13 protein-coding genes are annotated in these 15,252 nt (G+C 39.7%); 11 read left to right on the plus strand and 2 right to left on the minus strand.

From position 1 onward, the window contains the following. Positions 1-84 precede the first annotated feature (84 nt). The 3 genes from J5X91_RS07220 to hflX all read left to right on the plus strand — a co-directional run bounded on the left by J5X91_RS07220 (position 85) and on the right by hflX (position 3,905). Complete coding sequence (locus J5X91_RS07220; RefSeq protein WP_089368223.1) at positions 85-558, plus strand: DUF1456 family protein; 474 nt, start codon at positions 85-87, stop codon at positions 556-558. A gap of 433 nt (positions 559-991) precedes the next feature. Then, entirely contained in the window at positions 992-2,344 is a 1,353-nt protein-coding gene (gene gdhA / locus J5X91_RS07225; protein WP_011328073.1) for an NADP-specific glutamate dehydrogenase, read from the plus strand. Between the two features lie 208 nt (positions 2,345-2,552). Then, positions 2,553-3,905, plus strand: coding sequence for a GTPase HflX (hflX, locus tag J5X91_RS07230; protein ID WP_208834327.1), 1,353 nt, complete (start codon positions 2,553-2,555; stop codon positions 3,903-3,905). Positions 3,906-4,169: 264 nt separating this feature from the next. On the opposite strand, the gene J5X91_RS07235 is transcribed toward hflX, so the two are convergent. Continuing rightward, complete coding sequence (locus J5X91_RS07235; protein WP_179806595.1) at positions 4,170-5,903, minus strand: AMP-binding protein; 1,734 nt, start codon at positions 5,901-5,903, stop codon at positions 4,170-4,172. 182 nt (positions 5,904-6,085) lie between these two features. Further along, positions 6,086-6,532, minus strand: coding sequence for a DUF3010 family protein (locus J5X91_RS07240; RefSeq protein WP_011328076.1), 447 nt, complete (start codon positions 6,530-6,532; stop codon positions 6,086-6,088). Positions 6,533-6,914: 382 nt separating this feature from the next. On the opposite strand from J5X91_RS07240, the gene thrS reads away from it, so the two are divergent. The 8 genes from thrS (at position 6,915) to J5X91_RS07280 (ending at position 15,215) form a co-directional block, all read left to right on the plus strand. After that, on the plus strand, positions 6,915-8,825 hold the full coding sequence (gene thrS, locus J5X91_RS07245) for a threonine--tRNA ligase (RefSeq protein WP_011328077.1): 1,911 nt from the start codon (positions 6,915-6,917) through the stop codon (positions 8,823-8,825). Between the two features lie 61 nt (positions 8,826-8,886). Next, on the plus strand, positions 8,887-9,447 hold the full coding sequence (infC, locus tag J5X91_RS07250; protein ID WP_080516827.1) for a translation initiation factor IF-3: 561 nt from the start codon (positions 8,887-8,889) through the stop codon (positions 9,445-9,447). Between the two features lie 212 nt (positions 9,448-9,659). After that, on the plus strand, positions 9,660-9,860 hold the full coding sequence (rpmI, locus tag J5X91_RS07255; RefSeq protein WP_004587840.1) for a 50S ribosomal protein L35: 201 nt from the start codon (positions 9,660-9,662) through the stop codon (positions 9,858-9,860). Positions 9,861-9,875: 15 nt separating this feature from the next. Then, positions 9,876-10,238 (plus strand): 50S ribosomal protein L20, encoded by a 363-nt coding sequence (rplT, locus tag J5X91_RS07260; RefSeq protein WP_011328079.1) that lies wholly within the window; start codon positions 9,876-9,878, stop codon positions 10,236-10,238. A gap of 273 nt (positions 10,239-10,511) precedes the next feature. Continuing rightward, complete coding sequence (locus tag J5X91_RS07265; protein ID WP_011328080.1) at positions 10,512-12,329, plus strand: M14 family metallopeptidase; 1,818 nt, start codon at positions 10,512-10,514, stop codon at positions 12,327-12,329. A 1-nt stretch (position 12,330) separates the two neighbouring features. Further along, positions 12,331-12,972, plus strand: a complete 642-nt coding sequence (locus J5X91_RS07270) for an MBL fold metallo-hydrolase (RefSeq protein ID WP_011328081.1) — start codon at positions 12,331-12,333, stop codon at positions 12,970-12,972. A gap of 94 nt (positions 12,973-13,066) precedes the next feature. Further along, positions 13,067-13,525, plus strand: coding sequence for an Lrp/AsnC family transcriptional regulator (locus J5X91_RS07275; protein ID WP_011328082.1), 459 nt, complete (start codon positions 13,067-13,069; stop codon positions 13,523-13,525). Between the two features lie 133 nt (positions 13,526-13,658). Continuing rightward, on the plus strand, positions 13,659-15,215 hold the full coding sequence (locus tag J5X91_RS07280; RefSeq protein ID WP_011328083.1) for a SulP family inorganic anion transporter: 1,557 nt from the start codon (positions 13,659-13,661) through the stop codon (positions 15,213-15,215). Positions 15,216-15,252 lie beyond the last annotated feature (37 nt).

Raw genomic sequence — 15,252 nt, forward strand, 5'->3', positions numbered from 1 at the left:
GGCAAGTCTGTTAAACTAGGGCGCTTATTTACAAGCTAACAATAACTAACCATTGGGTTAGCATTTACTACTCTGGGATTTACTTTGACAAATAACGATATTTTACGCCGCATTCGCTACACTTTTAATTTAACCGACACCGCTATGGTAAATGTTTTTGCTGCAGCTGAGCATACGGTTACTACAGAGCAAGTAATTGCTTGGTTAACTAAAGAAGGCGAAGAAGCTTACACTGAAATAAGTGATACAGAGTTTGCAACTTTTTTAAATGGTTTTATTAATACGCAACGTGGTAAGCGCGAAGGCGAGCAACCTGCTCCTGAGAGCAAGTTAAATAACAATATTATTTTTATGAAGCTGCGTATTGCTTTAAATATGAAAGCGGAAGATGTGATTGCGACGCTGGCACTCGTTGACTTTAATTTGAGTAAGCATGAGCTAAGCGCGTTTTCTCGTAAAGTAGATAACAAGCACTACCGCGTATGTAACAACCAGGTACTTCGTTTATTTTTAACGGGTGTACAACAGCAGGTTCGTCCACAAAGCACTGCTGAGTAAGCAAGGTAAAGCCATTACTCTTTCAAAACGCTAAAACAGCCCTTGTTTTAGCGTTTTGTTGTTTTTAAGTTAAATATATTTCAACTTGTTGCACGCCTACTTTAAAATTGTTCAATACCGCTTAATAAACTAGCAATTGAATGAGATCATTTAAATATCAAGTAATTACCTCCTTTGTTAGCTGTATGTTTGGTTTTAGTAACCGCGCACTGTATTTTTATATCGTTAAAGTGAATAAAAATTCGGCTAGTCGCTGTTTTATTTTTACACAACAGTAAAATAATTCAACTTGAATGACGTGCAACACCACTCTTTCTAATGGTAAGGTGTATGAAAATTATGATTTTAAAATAGATTTATATTCAAAAAACAAACTCAATCATACTTACCCGAATTCTCAAATTTTAAAAATAGCTTACACGGAAGAATAATTATGAATTATATACATAGTACGATAGCTCAATTAAAGCAAACTAGCCCCGCGCAAAGTGAGTTTTATCAAGCTGTTGAAGAAGTACTAGAATCTTTAGAACCTCTTTTTGCAAAAACTACAAATTATCAAAAAGAAGCCATTATAGAAAGAATGGTAGAGCCAGAGCGTCAACTAATGTTTCGTGTACCTTGGGTTGACGACGAAGGTAATATTCAAGTAAATAAAGGCTATCGCATTGAATTTAGCTCTACCTTGGGCCCATATAAGGGGGGCTTGCGTTTTCATCCGAGTGTTAATGCCAGTATTATTAAGTTTTTGGGTTTTGAGCAAGTGTTTAAAAACTCATTAACCGGCCTACCTATTGGTGGTGGTAAAGGCGGTGCTAACTTTGATCCAAAAGGGCGCTCAGACGGTGAAATAATGCGTTTTTGCCAATCATTTATGAACGAGTTATACCGCCACATTGGCCCAACTACCGACGTACCTGCAGGGGATATTGGTGTTGGCGCACGCGAAATTGGTTATTTGTTTGGCCAGTACAAGCGTTTAACAGGGCGTTACGATGGTGTGTTAACCGGTAAAAGCCTAATGTGGGGTGGCTCGTTAGTTCGTAAAGAAGCAACTGGCTACGGCGCAGTGTACTTTGCAAACTACATGCTACAAAACCGCGATGATAGCCTAGCAGGAAAACGTTGTTTAATTTCGGGCTCGGGTAATGTTGCTATTTATGCGATGGAAAAGCTGTATCAATTAAATGCAAAACCAATTACCTGTAGTGACTCTCGCGGTACACTATTTCATGACGCGGGTATAGACTTAACGCTTATTAAAGAATTAAAAGAGCAGCAACGTGGCTGTTTAAGCAAATATAAAGAAAGCTACCCAGAAGCTACTTATATTGCTCGCGCAGATTACCCAGAAGATGGGCATGCAGTGTGGCGTTTTAAAGCCGATGCTGCGTTCCCGTGTGCCACTCAAAATGAGTTAACTCAAGGCGATGCAAAAGCGCTACTAAGCAATGGCTGTATTTTGGTGAGTGAAGGTGCAAACATGCCTTCGACCAAAGACGCGATTGACTGCTTTATTAAAGCCAAAATAGCTTACGGCCCAGGTAAAGCTGCTAATGCGGGCGGCGTTGCAACCAGCCAATTAGAAATGGCGCAAAATGCCAGTATGCAAAGCTGGACTTTTGAAGAAGTGGATGCAAAATTACAGCACATAATGAAAAACATTTTTAATATTGCTAACGAAACAGCGGCAGAATTTGGCCAACCTACTAATCTGTTACTTGGCGCTAATATTGCTGGTTTTCGCCGTGTTGCCGATGCAATGATAGAGCAAGGCGTAGTTTAACTTTTTTAGTTTAAAGCAATTGCAGCTCATTGCTGTGAGAGCCTGTACTTAAAAACACCCCATAAATTTAGCTATTTATGGGGTGTTTTATTTAAATAACCGCTTAAGTTAGTTATAACGCTATAAAGCCAAGCTATAACAGCGTAGGATCAGGCTACTTTCGAATGAAAATAGGTTTGCACTTCGCGGTGCATTAACATAAAAAATTATGCAACTAACTGCAAAAGCATCACTTCCTAACGCATTACTTATCTCTATTAGTACACCTCACTTTAAAGGCGATGAAGCAATTGAGTCGCTTGCAGAATTGGCACGCCTAGTTACCACTCTTGGCTTTAAAGTAGTTGGTACACAATCACAAAAGCAAAGTTCTACCCAAAAAGTAAATGTACTGGGTTCAGGTAAACTGGCTGAAATAGCGCACCTTACTGGTAATAAAGGTTCTGCTGCAGATGAGAAAGAGGGTGAGAATTTTCTTGATGACGATCCATTATCCGACATGCCATCAGAAATTCCATCAGACGGTTTAGATTTTGCTTGTGCCGATGTTGTCGTGTTTGACTGCGATTTAACGCCTTCTCAACTACGTAATGTGGAAAACCAGTTAGGTGTGGAAGTATTTGACCGCACCGGCATAATTATTGAAATATTTAGCCGCCATGCGCGTACTAAAACAGCAAAATTACAGGTTGAAATTGCTCGCCTTAACTATGTAGCGCCGCGTCTGCGTGAAACGTCTACCGGCGATAAAGAACGCCAAATGGGTAAGGGCGCAGGGGAGACAACGCTTGAGCTTAACCGTCGTAAAGTACGCGACCAATTAGCTGAGTTAAAGCGTGAACTGGTAAATGTTCAAGATGTAATGATGGACAGACGAGAACAGCGCTCAGAGCTATTTTCAGTGGCTTTAATTGGTTATACCAATGCGGGTAAATCGTCGATGATGCGCGCAATTACGGGCAGTGATGTAGAGGGCGAAAACAAACTTTTTGCTACTCTGGACACCACAGTTCGTGCTTTGTATCCAATAACGCAACCACGCATATTAGTATCAGATACAGTTGGTTTTATTAAAAAACTACCGCATGATTTAGTTGCTTCATTTCATTCAACTTTAGCCGAAGCACATGATGCGTCGCTGTTGTTATATGTAGTTGATGCATCGGATGCGTCTTTTCGCTCACAACTTGATGTAGTGCATAATGTATTGGCAGAAGTGGGTGTTCAAGGCAGTAAAAAGTTATTAGTACTGAACAAATCAGACCAACTTAGCGATGAGCAACAACAAGCATTAATGGCTGAATTTCCTGATGCTATGATGACATCAACACGTAACCCTGCTGATATAGCTAAACTACATAAGTACATTGTTGATACTGCACAAAGAGACATGATTGAAGAAGAGGTTATTATTCCTTACACCGCCAAAGGTATAGTGGGTGAAATTCGCTCGACCATGAGTGTCATTAAAGAAGAATATGAATATAGCCATATTAAGCTCACAGTACGCTCCAATGCGATTGACTTAGAAAGGCTAAAAAAGCGTATGCTTGATTTATAGTTAACCTGAACTCTGGTTAAGAGATTTACTAACATATTGAATCATCGTTATATTTAATTTTATTTTCTCTAGCCAGAGGTTTTCAGTGAAAACAAGGCGAATTTACGCGTCAATAGCTGGCCTATTGCAAGTAAATTCAACGCAGTTAGCGCTGAAGACAGCTGCTTGAGATAAGTTTATTATCCGGAGCTCAGGTTAGTTAGTGCACGTTTGCTATAATGATAGCGCAGCCTGTTTTAGGCTGCGCATTGTTAAAGTTGATAATTATGAAAATGCTTTTTCTGCTAACTCTTCTTGCATTTGTTCGCGCATTTTAAACTTTTGCAGTTTACCGGTTACCGTCATAGGGTAATTTTCAACAAAACGAATATGGCGAGGCACTTTAAAGTAAGCCAATTTGTCTTTTAAAAATAACCGTATTTGCTCTTCATCTAAAACCGCATCTTCTTTTGGTTGGATCCAGGCGCATACTTCTTCACCGTATTTTTCGTCGCTAATACCAAATATAGCGGCATCTTGAACACCTGGGTAGGTATAAAGCACTTCTTCTATTTCGCGGGGATAAATATTTTCTCCGCCGCGAATTATCATGTCTTTAATGCGGCCAACAATACTAACAAAGCCCTCACTGTCCATTACCCCTAAGTCGCCAGAATGCAGCCAACCATCTTGATCTATAGTCGCTTTGGTTTTTTCTTCATCGTTCCAGTAGCAGCGCATAATACCTGCACCGCGACTACATACCTCACCCGATTGCCCTACGGGTTGAATATTACCTAGCTCGTCAATTATTTTAACTTCGGTATGCGCTAATGCGCGGCCTACTGTGGTTACTTGGCGCTCAATTGATGAGTCGGTTTCAGTAATATTATTAATAGGGCTACACTCAGTTTGGCCATATGCAATAACTACTTCGTGCATATTCATTAAAGTTTGTACTTTGCGCATTACTTGCTCTGGGCAGGTAGAGCCGGCCATTACACCAGTGCGTAATGTACTTAAGTCGTAATCATTAAAGTTACTTAATTCAAGCTCACTAATAAACATGGTCGGTACACCATGCAGTGCTGTACAGCCTTCATTTTGTACTACTTCGAGAGTTGTTTTCGGATCAAATGCATCCCCAGGATAAACTGCTGTAGCCCCTTTGCTCATAGACACTAAACTGCCAAGTACCATACCAAAGCAATGATAAAGTGGCACAGGTATGCATATTTTATCTTTATTGGTAATGTGCATGGCTTCACCAACAAATAACGCATTATTTAAAATGTTTTTGTGGGTAAGCGTTGCCCCTTTGGGGTTGCCAGTGGTGCCAGACGTAAATTGAATATTGATATCTTGATTGCAATTAAGAGTTGCGGCGACTGAATCTAACTGCTGTTTATGTTCTTGAGTTGCAAGTGCGGTTACTTCAGCGAATGAAAACATGCCAGGGCTTGCTTCATCACCAATTCTAATTACGTTTTTAAGCGTGGGAAGAGCAGCGGCATTAAGCTGACCTTTTTCGCACTCTGCTAGCTCTGGCGCCAAACTTTGTAGCATTTGCAGATAGTTGCTGCCTTTAAATTCGGAAGCAGTAATTAAGGTGGTGCACTCAACGCTGTTTAAAGCGTACTGCAATTCGCTGGGGCGATAAGCTGGGTTTACACAGACCATAATTGCGCCAATTTTAGCGGTGGCGAACTGAGTTAAACACCATTGGATGTTATTTGGTGACCAAATACCTACTCTTTCTCCAGGCTTAATACCCAGTGCAAGTAAACCCATTGCTAATTGATTAACTTGATGCTGAAATTCTTTATAGCTCAAGCGAATGTTTTGATGGTGCACAACCACGGCTAATGCGTCGGGGGTATTGTCGACAATGCTGTCGAAGTAGTCACCTATGGTTTGTTTGGTTAATGGGGTACTTTGTATTCCTTTAAAATAACTCTGCAATAGCGGCATAGGGTTTATTTTTTCTATTTCTTTAACCGCTTTTGTTGTTACATTCATGTCATTCTCCGTATCAGTAGATATGAATTGCTTGAATGATAAATAAACATATATTGTCGACAAAGGGAAGGGGGGTAGACTAATGTCTTAGGTTTGTTGCTGAAAATGAAATAAGCAAAAATAAAGCAAAAAAAACGCGCCTTACACTGTAAGTACGCGCTTTTAGCAACTACTAAATGAGGTTACATTTCGTCGCTGCGGTAAGTTTTTTTCATAATATAAACGTAAGCGTTTACAAAAGCATTTTCTTGATACTTTTTAAGACCGGTATCCTCAAAATCAATAGGGATAGGGTTGCGTTTAACTTGCTCTTTAATTTCGGTTGTTGTAAATAATTTTACATCAAGGTTTTCGATTAGCTGAATCGCGGTTTCCATTTTAAAACCATTAGCACTACCAGCAAATTTACCTTTTGGAGCACGTTGACGTATTGCAACAGAATCAATTTGGTAATCTTGCATTAGCTTGGCAAAATCAAACTGAAACTTACGCATTACTTCTGTGTCGTTACCGTTACCTAAGGTAAAGCGTGTTTGGCGCACGTCGCGAATATCAAATACGTCATTATCTTTACTTAAAATACAAAGTAGTACATCACTACCGGTAATATCTACACCACATGTTCTCATTACTATTCTCTAATATAACTTAATTACCCAGTATTATACGCAACATCCATTAAATTGCGAGAGTAAGCACTTAAGTCAGTTGTAAATTTAACGGCGATTAGATTTATTATATTGATGCAATAAAATCTGCGCCGAAACATTATTAATTTAGCCTTTATAACAAAATAGCAGGTGTTTTAGCCGCTTTAAACTTGTAATTAGTAGCGTTGCACGCGACAATATCTTTTTTGTAGTTGAGCAGACTCAGCATCTACATTAGCCAAATTTGGCGAAAAATAGTCAATGCTTATTCGTAAGAGCGTTGTCGAGTCATTCTCATTTAATTAATTTAAAAAATACACGTGATACATTGTAGGTGTCACCACTGTAGCAAGGATTTATAATGCCAGTTATTACTCTCCCTGACGGAAGTCAACGTAGTTTTGAAAACCCAGTAAGTACGCTAGATGTTGCCAACGATATTGGCCCAGGACTCGCTAAAGCGACCATTGCTGGCCGTGTTAATGGCGAGCGTGTTGATGCATGTGACCTAATAAGTGAAGATTCGCGCCTTGAAATCATCACCGCAAAAGACGACGACGGCTTAGAAATTATTCGTCACTCGTGTGCACACTTAATTGGGCATGCGGTTAAACAGCTTTTCCCAGATGCAAAAATGGCAATTGGTCCTACTATTGATAACGGCTTTTATTACGATATTGATATGGAACAGTCGTTATCTCAAGATGATCTTGACGCGATTGAAAAGCGTATGTTGCAACTTGCTAAAACAAACTACGATGTAGTTAAAAAAACCGTAAGCTGGCAAGAAGCACGCGATGTATTTGCAGCGCGTGGTGAAACATACAAAATAGAAATTTTGGATGAGAATATCGCTAAAGATGACCGTCCAGGGTTATATCATCACGAAGAATATGTAGACATGTGTCGTGGCCCTCACGTACCTAACATGAAATTTTGCCAAAACTTCAAAATAATGAAAGTAGCGGGTGCATATTGGCGTGGTGATTCAGAAAACAAAATGCTACAACGCATTTACGGCACAGCGTGGGGCGATAAAAAGCAACTAAAAGCGTATTTAAAACGCCTTGAAGAAGCTGAAAAGCGTGATCACCGCCGTATTGGTAAAGCACTTGATTTATGGCATTGGCAAGAAGAAGCGCCAGGTATGGTATTTTGGCACAACGATGGTTGGAGCATTTACCGTGAGCTTGAAGATTTTGTGCGTGAAAAGCTACGTGAATATGATTACGAAGAAGTAAAAGGTCCAATGATGATGGACCGTTCGTTATGGGAAAAATCAGGTCATTGGGAAAAATATGCAGATGCTATGTTTACCACAGTGTCTGAAAAGCGTGAATACGCGATTAAACCAATGAACTGCCCAGGTCACGTACAAATATTTAATCAAGGTTTAAAATCGTACCGCGATTTACCACTACGTATGGCTGAGTTTGGTTGTTGTCATCGTAACGAGCCATCGGGTGCATTACATGGCTTAATGCGCGTACGTGGCTTTACCCAAGATGATGCGCACATTTTCTGTACCGAAGAGCAGATAATGGACGAAGTTTCAGCGTGTATTAAGATGGTTTATGATACATATGAAACATTCGGTTTTGAAAAAATCGTGGTTAAGCTCTCAACACGTCCAGAGCAACGTATTGGTGAAGACCATATGTGGGATAAAGCAGAGCTGGCATTAGCCGAAGCACTTAAACTAAACGAGATTGAATTTGATTACCTACCAGGTGAAGGCGCATTTTACGGCCCTAAAATTGAATTTACTTTGTACGATTGTTTAGACAGAGCGTGGCAATGTGGTACAGTGCAACTAGACTTTGCATTACCGGGTCGTTTAGGCGCAACTTATGTTGCTGAAAATAACGAACGCCGCACCCCAGTTATGATACATCGTGCTATTTTAGGTTCTATTGAACGCTTTATTGGTATTTTAACTGAAGAATACGCTGGTTTATTCCCTACGTGGCTTGCGCCAAAGCAAGTGGTAATTATGAATATTACCGATAAACAAGCCGATTATGTTAAAGAAGTTGTACAAAAATTAAATAAACTTGGAATTAGAGCCACTGCTGACTTGAGAAATGAGAAGATTGGCTTTAAAATCCGAGAGCATACACTTAAGCGTATTCCTTACTTACTTGTTGTTGGCGATAAAGAAGTTGAACAACAAGAAGTAGCGGTACGTACCCGCACAGGTGAAGACCTTGGCAAATTTAATGTTGATGACTTTGTAGCTAAAATTAGCGAAGAGATAAAAAGTCGACAATAAAAAATCGAGCGTGTAAGGCATTTACAAACAGCCAATTACACGCTTACTATTATTGATATTCTTGGAGGAACGTACTATTAGAGGCGGCAAGAAAGGGCAACAAACAGCCCAAAAAAATCGTATTAACGAAGAAATTACAGCTCAAGAAGTTCGCTTAATTGACATTGACGGCGAGCAAGCTGGAATTCAGTCATTAAAAGACGCGCAAACTATGGCTGATGCAGCGGGTGTTGATCTTGTAGAGATTAGCCCGAACGCTGAGCCGCCTGTTTGTAGAATCATGGACTACGGTAAGTTCATCTTTGAAAAAAGCAAAGAACTAAAAGAGCAGAAGAAGAAGCAAAAGCAAATCCAGATAAAAGAAATCAAATTCCGTCCTGGTACGGATGAAGGTGATTATCAGGTTAAGCTGCGCAACTTACGTAAGTTCTTAGAAGCTGGCGATAAAGCTAAAATTACGATTCGCTTCCGTGGTCGTGAAATGGCTCACCAAGAAATTGGTATAGAATTATTAAACCGTATCAAAGGCGATTTGGAGGAGCTTGCAGTTGTTGAGTCTTTCCCTAATCGCGTTGAAGGTCGCCAAATGGTTATGATGATGGCGCCTGTTGCTAAAAAATAATTTTTAAGCGATAATACGCACCGAAAATAGCTCAGGTCTGCAAGTAATATGTAAATATTCACCTGAGTTAACCGGTTTTAAAGTAAGATTGCAGCATTTATGCTGGGTTTTCACCGGAACATGGCAGTAAGTTAGGCCTGAAAGTGGAGCTATAGCAATATATCTCACGCCTGCTTACTAATTTAAATGCAATACAATTTGGAGTTATTGCAATGGCTTATAAGCTAAAAAGTCACAGAGGCGCAGCTAAGCGTTTCAAAAAGACTGCTTCTGGCGGTTTCAAGCGTAAACAAGCGCATCTTCGTCATATTCTGACTAAGAAAACTTCTAAGCGTAAGTTACACCTACGTCCTAAGATGATGGTTCATAAAAATGACCATGGTCTAGTTTCACGTATGTTACCGTTCGCTTAATAGGGGTTTTTAGAAATGGCAAGAGTTAAACGCGGCGTTGTCGCACGTGCACGTCACAAAAAAGTTTTAAAACAAGCAAAAGGTTATTACGGAGCACGTTCACGTGTTTACCGTGTAGCTTTCCAGGCTGTTACTAAAGCGGGTCAATACGCTTACCGTGACCGTCGTGCGAAGAAACGTACTTTCCGTCAATTATGGATTGCACGTATCAATGCTGCTTCACGTCAAAATGGTCTGTCTTACAGCCGTTTTATCAGTGGTCTTAAAAAGACATCTGTAGAAATCGATCGTAAGATCCTTGCAGATATCGCTGTTTATGACCAAGTTGCATTCGCAGCGCTTGTTGAAAAAGCAAAAGAAGGCCTAGCGGCCGCTTAAGCTTTTTTATATAAGTATTAAAAAGGAGCCTATGGCTCCTTTTTTTGTGTTCGGCGTATAGTAATTATTCCGCAGTTTGCTTTTATCATTAGTATAAACTGCATAGTATATTGAATTTTAGTAAATTTATTGTTCCCCTTAATAATTCGCTAAACACAAACAAAGTGCTAAATGTTATTGGCTGCTTTTTTTTGTTGAATCACCGCACTTTCATCATATAAAAATGTTTAATTGATATAATTTATTTAATTAAGGCGTTTGTTAGAGAATTTTATGTTTGCAAGTTTATTGGTTTTATCAGCTAGTGTGGCGTATGACAGCCATTTACCTCCTTTGTTGCCATGGCAAGGGCAAAGCATATCCCTAATGCAAAAAGCAGGTCCACTGACCACTGACTTTGAACTTTCCTCTGGTGAAGCATCACCAAGTTATGCCGAGACGATGGCTTTTGTAGACAGACTGGTTGCTGCGAACCCAACGCAATTTAAAGCTCAAACAATTGGTTACAGCAATAGCCAACGGGCTATAAAAATGTTGATTGCCAGCGAGCAAGGGTATTTTCAAGCCAGTCAAATAGCAAACGATACTAAACCAACCATTTTTGTTCAAGCCGGTATTCATGGCGGAGAAATTGACGGTAAAGATGCCATGTTTATGTTGCTCAGAGATATAGCAACAGGTAAGCGCCGCGATATATTAAAAAACGTTAATATTTTATTTATTCCTATTTTAAACGTAGATGGCCACGAGCGCAGTAGTGCATTTAACCGTATTAATCAGCGCGGTCCGGTAAAAATGGGCTTTAGAACCAATGGCAATAATCTAAATTTAAATCGTGATTTTACTAAACTCGATACACCAGAAATTAAAAGTGTTTTAAAAGTAATTAACGACTACAACCCTAATTTGTATATTGATGTACATGTAACCGACGGTGCAGATTATCAATACGATGTAACCTATGGCTACAATCCGGTGTTTGCTAGCGAGTCGCCGGCGGTATCAGATACACTCAATCAACTTTTTAAACCTTTAATAGATGAAAAGCTGGTATCGCAAGGACATATACCAGGACCACTGGTATTTGTTATGGACAAGCGCGAGTTTAAAAGTGGCCTAGCGGGTTGGGTGGCTACGCCAAGATACTCTAACGGCTGGGGAGACTTAAAGTCATTACCGACCATTCTCGTTGAAAACCATTCATTAAAACCCTATAAACAACGAGTTTTGGGGACGTATGTGTTTTTAGATGGCGCAATAAGTGCGCTTGCTGAGCATAGTAATGAATTATTAGCTGCGGTAAAAAAAGAGCAAGCATTTATTCCTAAGCAACTTAGTGTTAAGCGCGGCTATGCTGAGCAAGCAAACGAAATAGAATTTAAAGGCATAAGTTACGCGCGAGAACAAAATGCACTTTCTGGACAAGTAGAAGTTAAATATTTAGGTAATAAGCAAGACTACACTAATCTTCCTATTTATTGGCAAAAAGAGGTGCTGCATACAGTTGAAGTACCTAAAGCATTCTTTATTCCGCCAGTGTATAGCGACCTTGTAGCAAAACTTAAATTGCATGGTGTGGAGTTTACTCAGCTTGAGGGGGTAAATACTCAACCATTAAAAGTAGCGAAAGTAAAAGATTACACTTTTGATAAAGCCCCCTTTGAAGGGCGATTTAGAGTCTCCGCAAACTTTGATTATGTTGCTGCAATTAATGTTGATTTAAATGGCTGGTATCAAGTGAACACGCAGCAAAAAGCAGGCGAGTTGGCGGTGCATTTATTACACCCCGAAGCGCCTGACTCATTTTTTGCGTGGGGCGAATTTAATACTATTTTTCAGCGTACTGAGTACATGGAAAACTATGCATTAATTCCTTATGCCCGCCAAATGCTCAAAAATAATCCTAAATTAGCGCTCGCGTTCGATAAAAAGATTAATGACGATAAGGTATTTGCCAAAGATGCCGATGCGCGCTTAAATTGGTTATATGAGCAGAGCCCATTTTACGATCAAGCTTATTTAAAATATCCAATATTAATGTCTTTTGAAGAAGACATTGTACTTGCTGAGCAAAAAGATAAAGAAATTTAAGATGCATATAATTACAATACCCGTTACTGCTTTTGCACAAAACTGTCGCATTATTGCATGCTCGCAAAGCAAACAAGCTGTGGTAGTAGACCCAGGTGGCGATTACAACAAAATTGTGGCGGCATTAAAACAGCACGATTTAACGTTAACAGCAATTTGGTTAACGCATGGCCATTTAGATCATGTTGGTGCGGCTGATGCCTTGCGTAATACCTATAGCGTAAAAATAATTGGCCCACATAAAGATGAGCACTTTTGGTTTGAAAATTTACCAATGCAAGCACAAATGTTTGGTTTTGCAGCGGTTACTGCTTTTTATCCAGATGAGTGGCTAGCACACGACGATATAATACGCGTTGGGGAGTTGAGCTTTATCGTAAGGCATTGCCCTGGGCATACTCCTGGTCATGTGGTGTTTTATCAGCCACAACAGCAGTGTGTTATTGTGGGTGATGTAATATTTAAAGGCTCAGTAGGGCGCACGGATTTCCCAAAAGGAGATGCTCAGCAGTTAATTACCTCAATTAAAACGCAAATAATGACGCTCCCCGATAATACCCGCATACTTGCAGGGCATGGCAGCGATACGAACGTAGGCTACGAAAAACAGAACAATCCTTTTATAAGTGGGCAGTTTGGTTAATGCTGAGTAAATAATTTTTTTGCCAAAAACAAGCAGACTGTTTTTTAAAACACATGTATAATTTAGCCAGTTTATCTGATAAATAAGAAATAAAATGTCTCTAAATCACGTAGATCGCCAAATTTTGGCACTTTTGCAGCAAGATGCTAGTTTATCAACCGCTGAAATAGCAGATAAAGTAGGTTTGTCGCAATCTCCTTGTTGGCGCCGTATTGCTAAGCTAGAGCAAGATGGTTACATAAAAAGTAAAGTTGCACTTTTAGATGAGAAAAAGCTGGGCTTTGATATGCTGGTTTATGCTCACGTGCGTTTATCGAACCATGGTAAAAAGAATCTTGCTGAATTTGAAAAACTAATATTGAGTTACGATCAAGTAACGGAATGTTACACTATGGCAGGCACCATGGACTTTATGCTGCGTATTATTTCACAAGGTATTGAGGGCTATGAGCACTTTGTACGTGATAACTTGCTTAGCTTAGAGTACGTTCAAGAAGTACATTCTAATGTGACCATGACTTGCGTTAAACGCAGTACCGCTCTACCTCTGTAACCAAATATCTATTAACGCTAAGTACTTATTACTTAGCGTTAATGCCCTACTGACAATTGTTAACTGGGCGCTAATTTGATAGAATTCAGCGCTTTTTTTTGTTACCCGTCTATGAAAACACTTGAGGAACTCAATGTTTAACTTACTCAGCAAAGCGCCAAGCTCTGCTAAAAACGATATCCTATCTGGATTAACCGTGGCATTAGCCTTGGTCCCAGAAGCTGTTGCGTTTGCCTTTGTTGCAAATGTAGAACCTTTAGTTGGACTCTATGCCGCGTTTATCGTTGGTTTAATTACGGCTATTTTCGGTGGTCGCCCTGGCATGATTTCTGGCGCAACCGGAGCCTTAGCTGTTGTTATGGTAAGTTTAGTATTTGATCATGGGGTTGAATATTTATTTGCCACTGTGCTGCTAATGGGCATACTGCAAATACTGGCTGGAGTTTTTAAGCTCGGAAAGTTTATTCGTATGGTGCCGCATCCGGTAATGCTTGGCTTTGTGAACGGCTTAGCCATCGTTATATTCTTAGCTCAGTTGGGGCAGTTTAAAGTTCCCGATGGCATGGGCGGTCAGCAATGGATGACAGGGAATCCTCTGTATATTATGTTGGGGTTAGTGGCACTAACCATGGCTATTATTCATTTTTTACCTAAATTAACTACAGCAATCCCATCGTCGTTAGTTGCTATTGTAACAGTTACAGCCTTGGTTATTGGCTTTGATTTAGAAGCGCACACTGTACTTGATTTCCTAAAAGGGATGACCGGCGATGAAGCGGTAACGATTGCTGGCGGTTTACCTGAATTTCATATTCCTATGGTGCCATTTACCCTAGATACTTTTATTATTATTTTTCCTTATGCACTTATTTTAGCGGCAATTGGTTTAATTGAGTCTTTATTAACGCTGAGCCTAATTGACGAAATAACAGAAACGCGTGGGCATAGTAACAAAGAATGTATAGGCCAAGGCGCTGCAAATATTACCTGTGGCATGTTTGGTGCTATGGGCGGTTGTGCCATGATAGGTCAGTCAATGATCAATATTAACTCAGGTGGGCGTTCGCGTTTATCGGGCATTAGTGCTGCGCTAATATTACTCGCGTTTATTATTTTTGCCTCAGGTTTAATTGAAATGATCCCACTGGCTGCTTTGGTTGGTGTAATGTTTATGGTGGTGTTGGGTACTTTTGAATGGGCAAGCTTTAAAATGATGAAGCGTGTACCACTGTCTGATGCATTTGTAATTGTATTAGTGTCGGGTGTTACCGTTATTACCGACTTAGCCATTGCAGTGTGTGTGGGTGTGATTGTATCGGCATTGGTATTTGCTTGGCAGCATGCAAAGCATATATACACAACCAACTATATTGATGAACAAGGTGCTAAAGTATATGAATTACATGGACCTCTGTTTTTTGGTTCGGTTAAAAACTTTGTTGAATTATTTGATGTAAAGAACGACCCTAACGATATTATTATTGAATTTAAATATAGTCGTGTGGCCGATCACAGTGCCATTGAGGCAATTGACAGCTTAGCTGATAAATATAAAAAAGCAGGCAAAAAATTACACCTACGACACTTAAGTAAAGACTGTACGCAACTGCTGCATAAAGCACGCGATTTAGTTCAAGTTAATGTAATTGAAGATCCAACCTATAAAGTGGTATCAGATAAGCTTGCTTAATTTAAATTAAGCAATAATTTAATAAATACGTTAAAAG

The organism is Pseudoalteromonas sp. K222D (genome assembly GCF_017653575.1).
Lineage (GTDB): Bacteria > Pseudomonadota > Gammaproteobacteria > Enterobacterales > Alteromonadaceae > Pseudoalteromonas > Pseudoalteromonas nigrifaciens.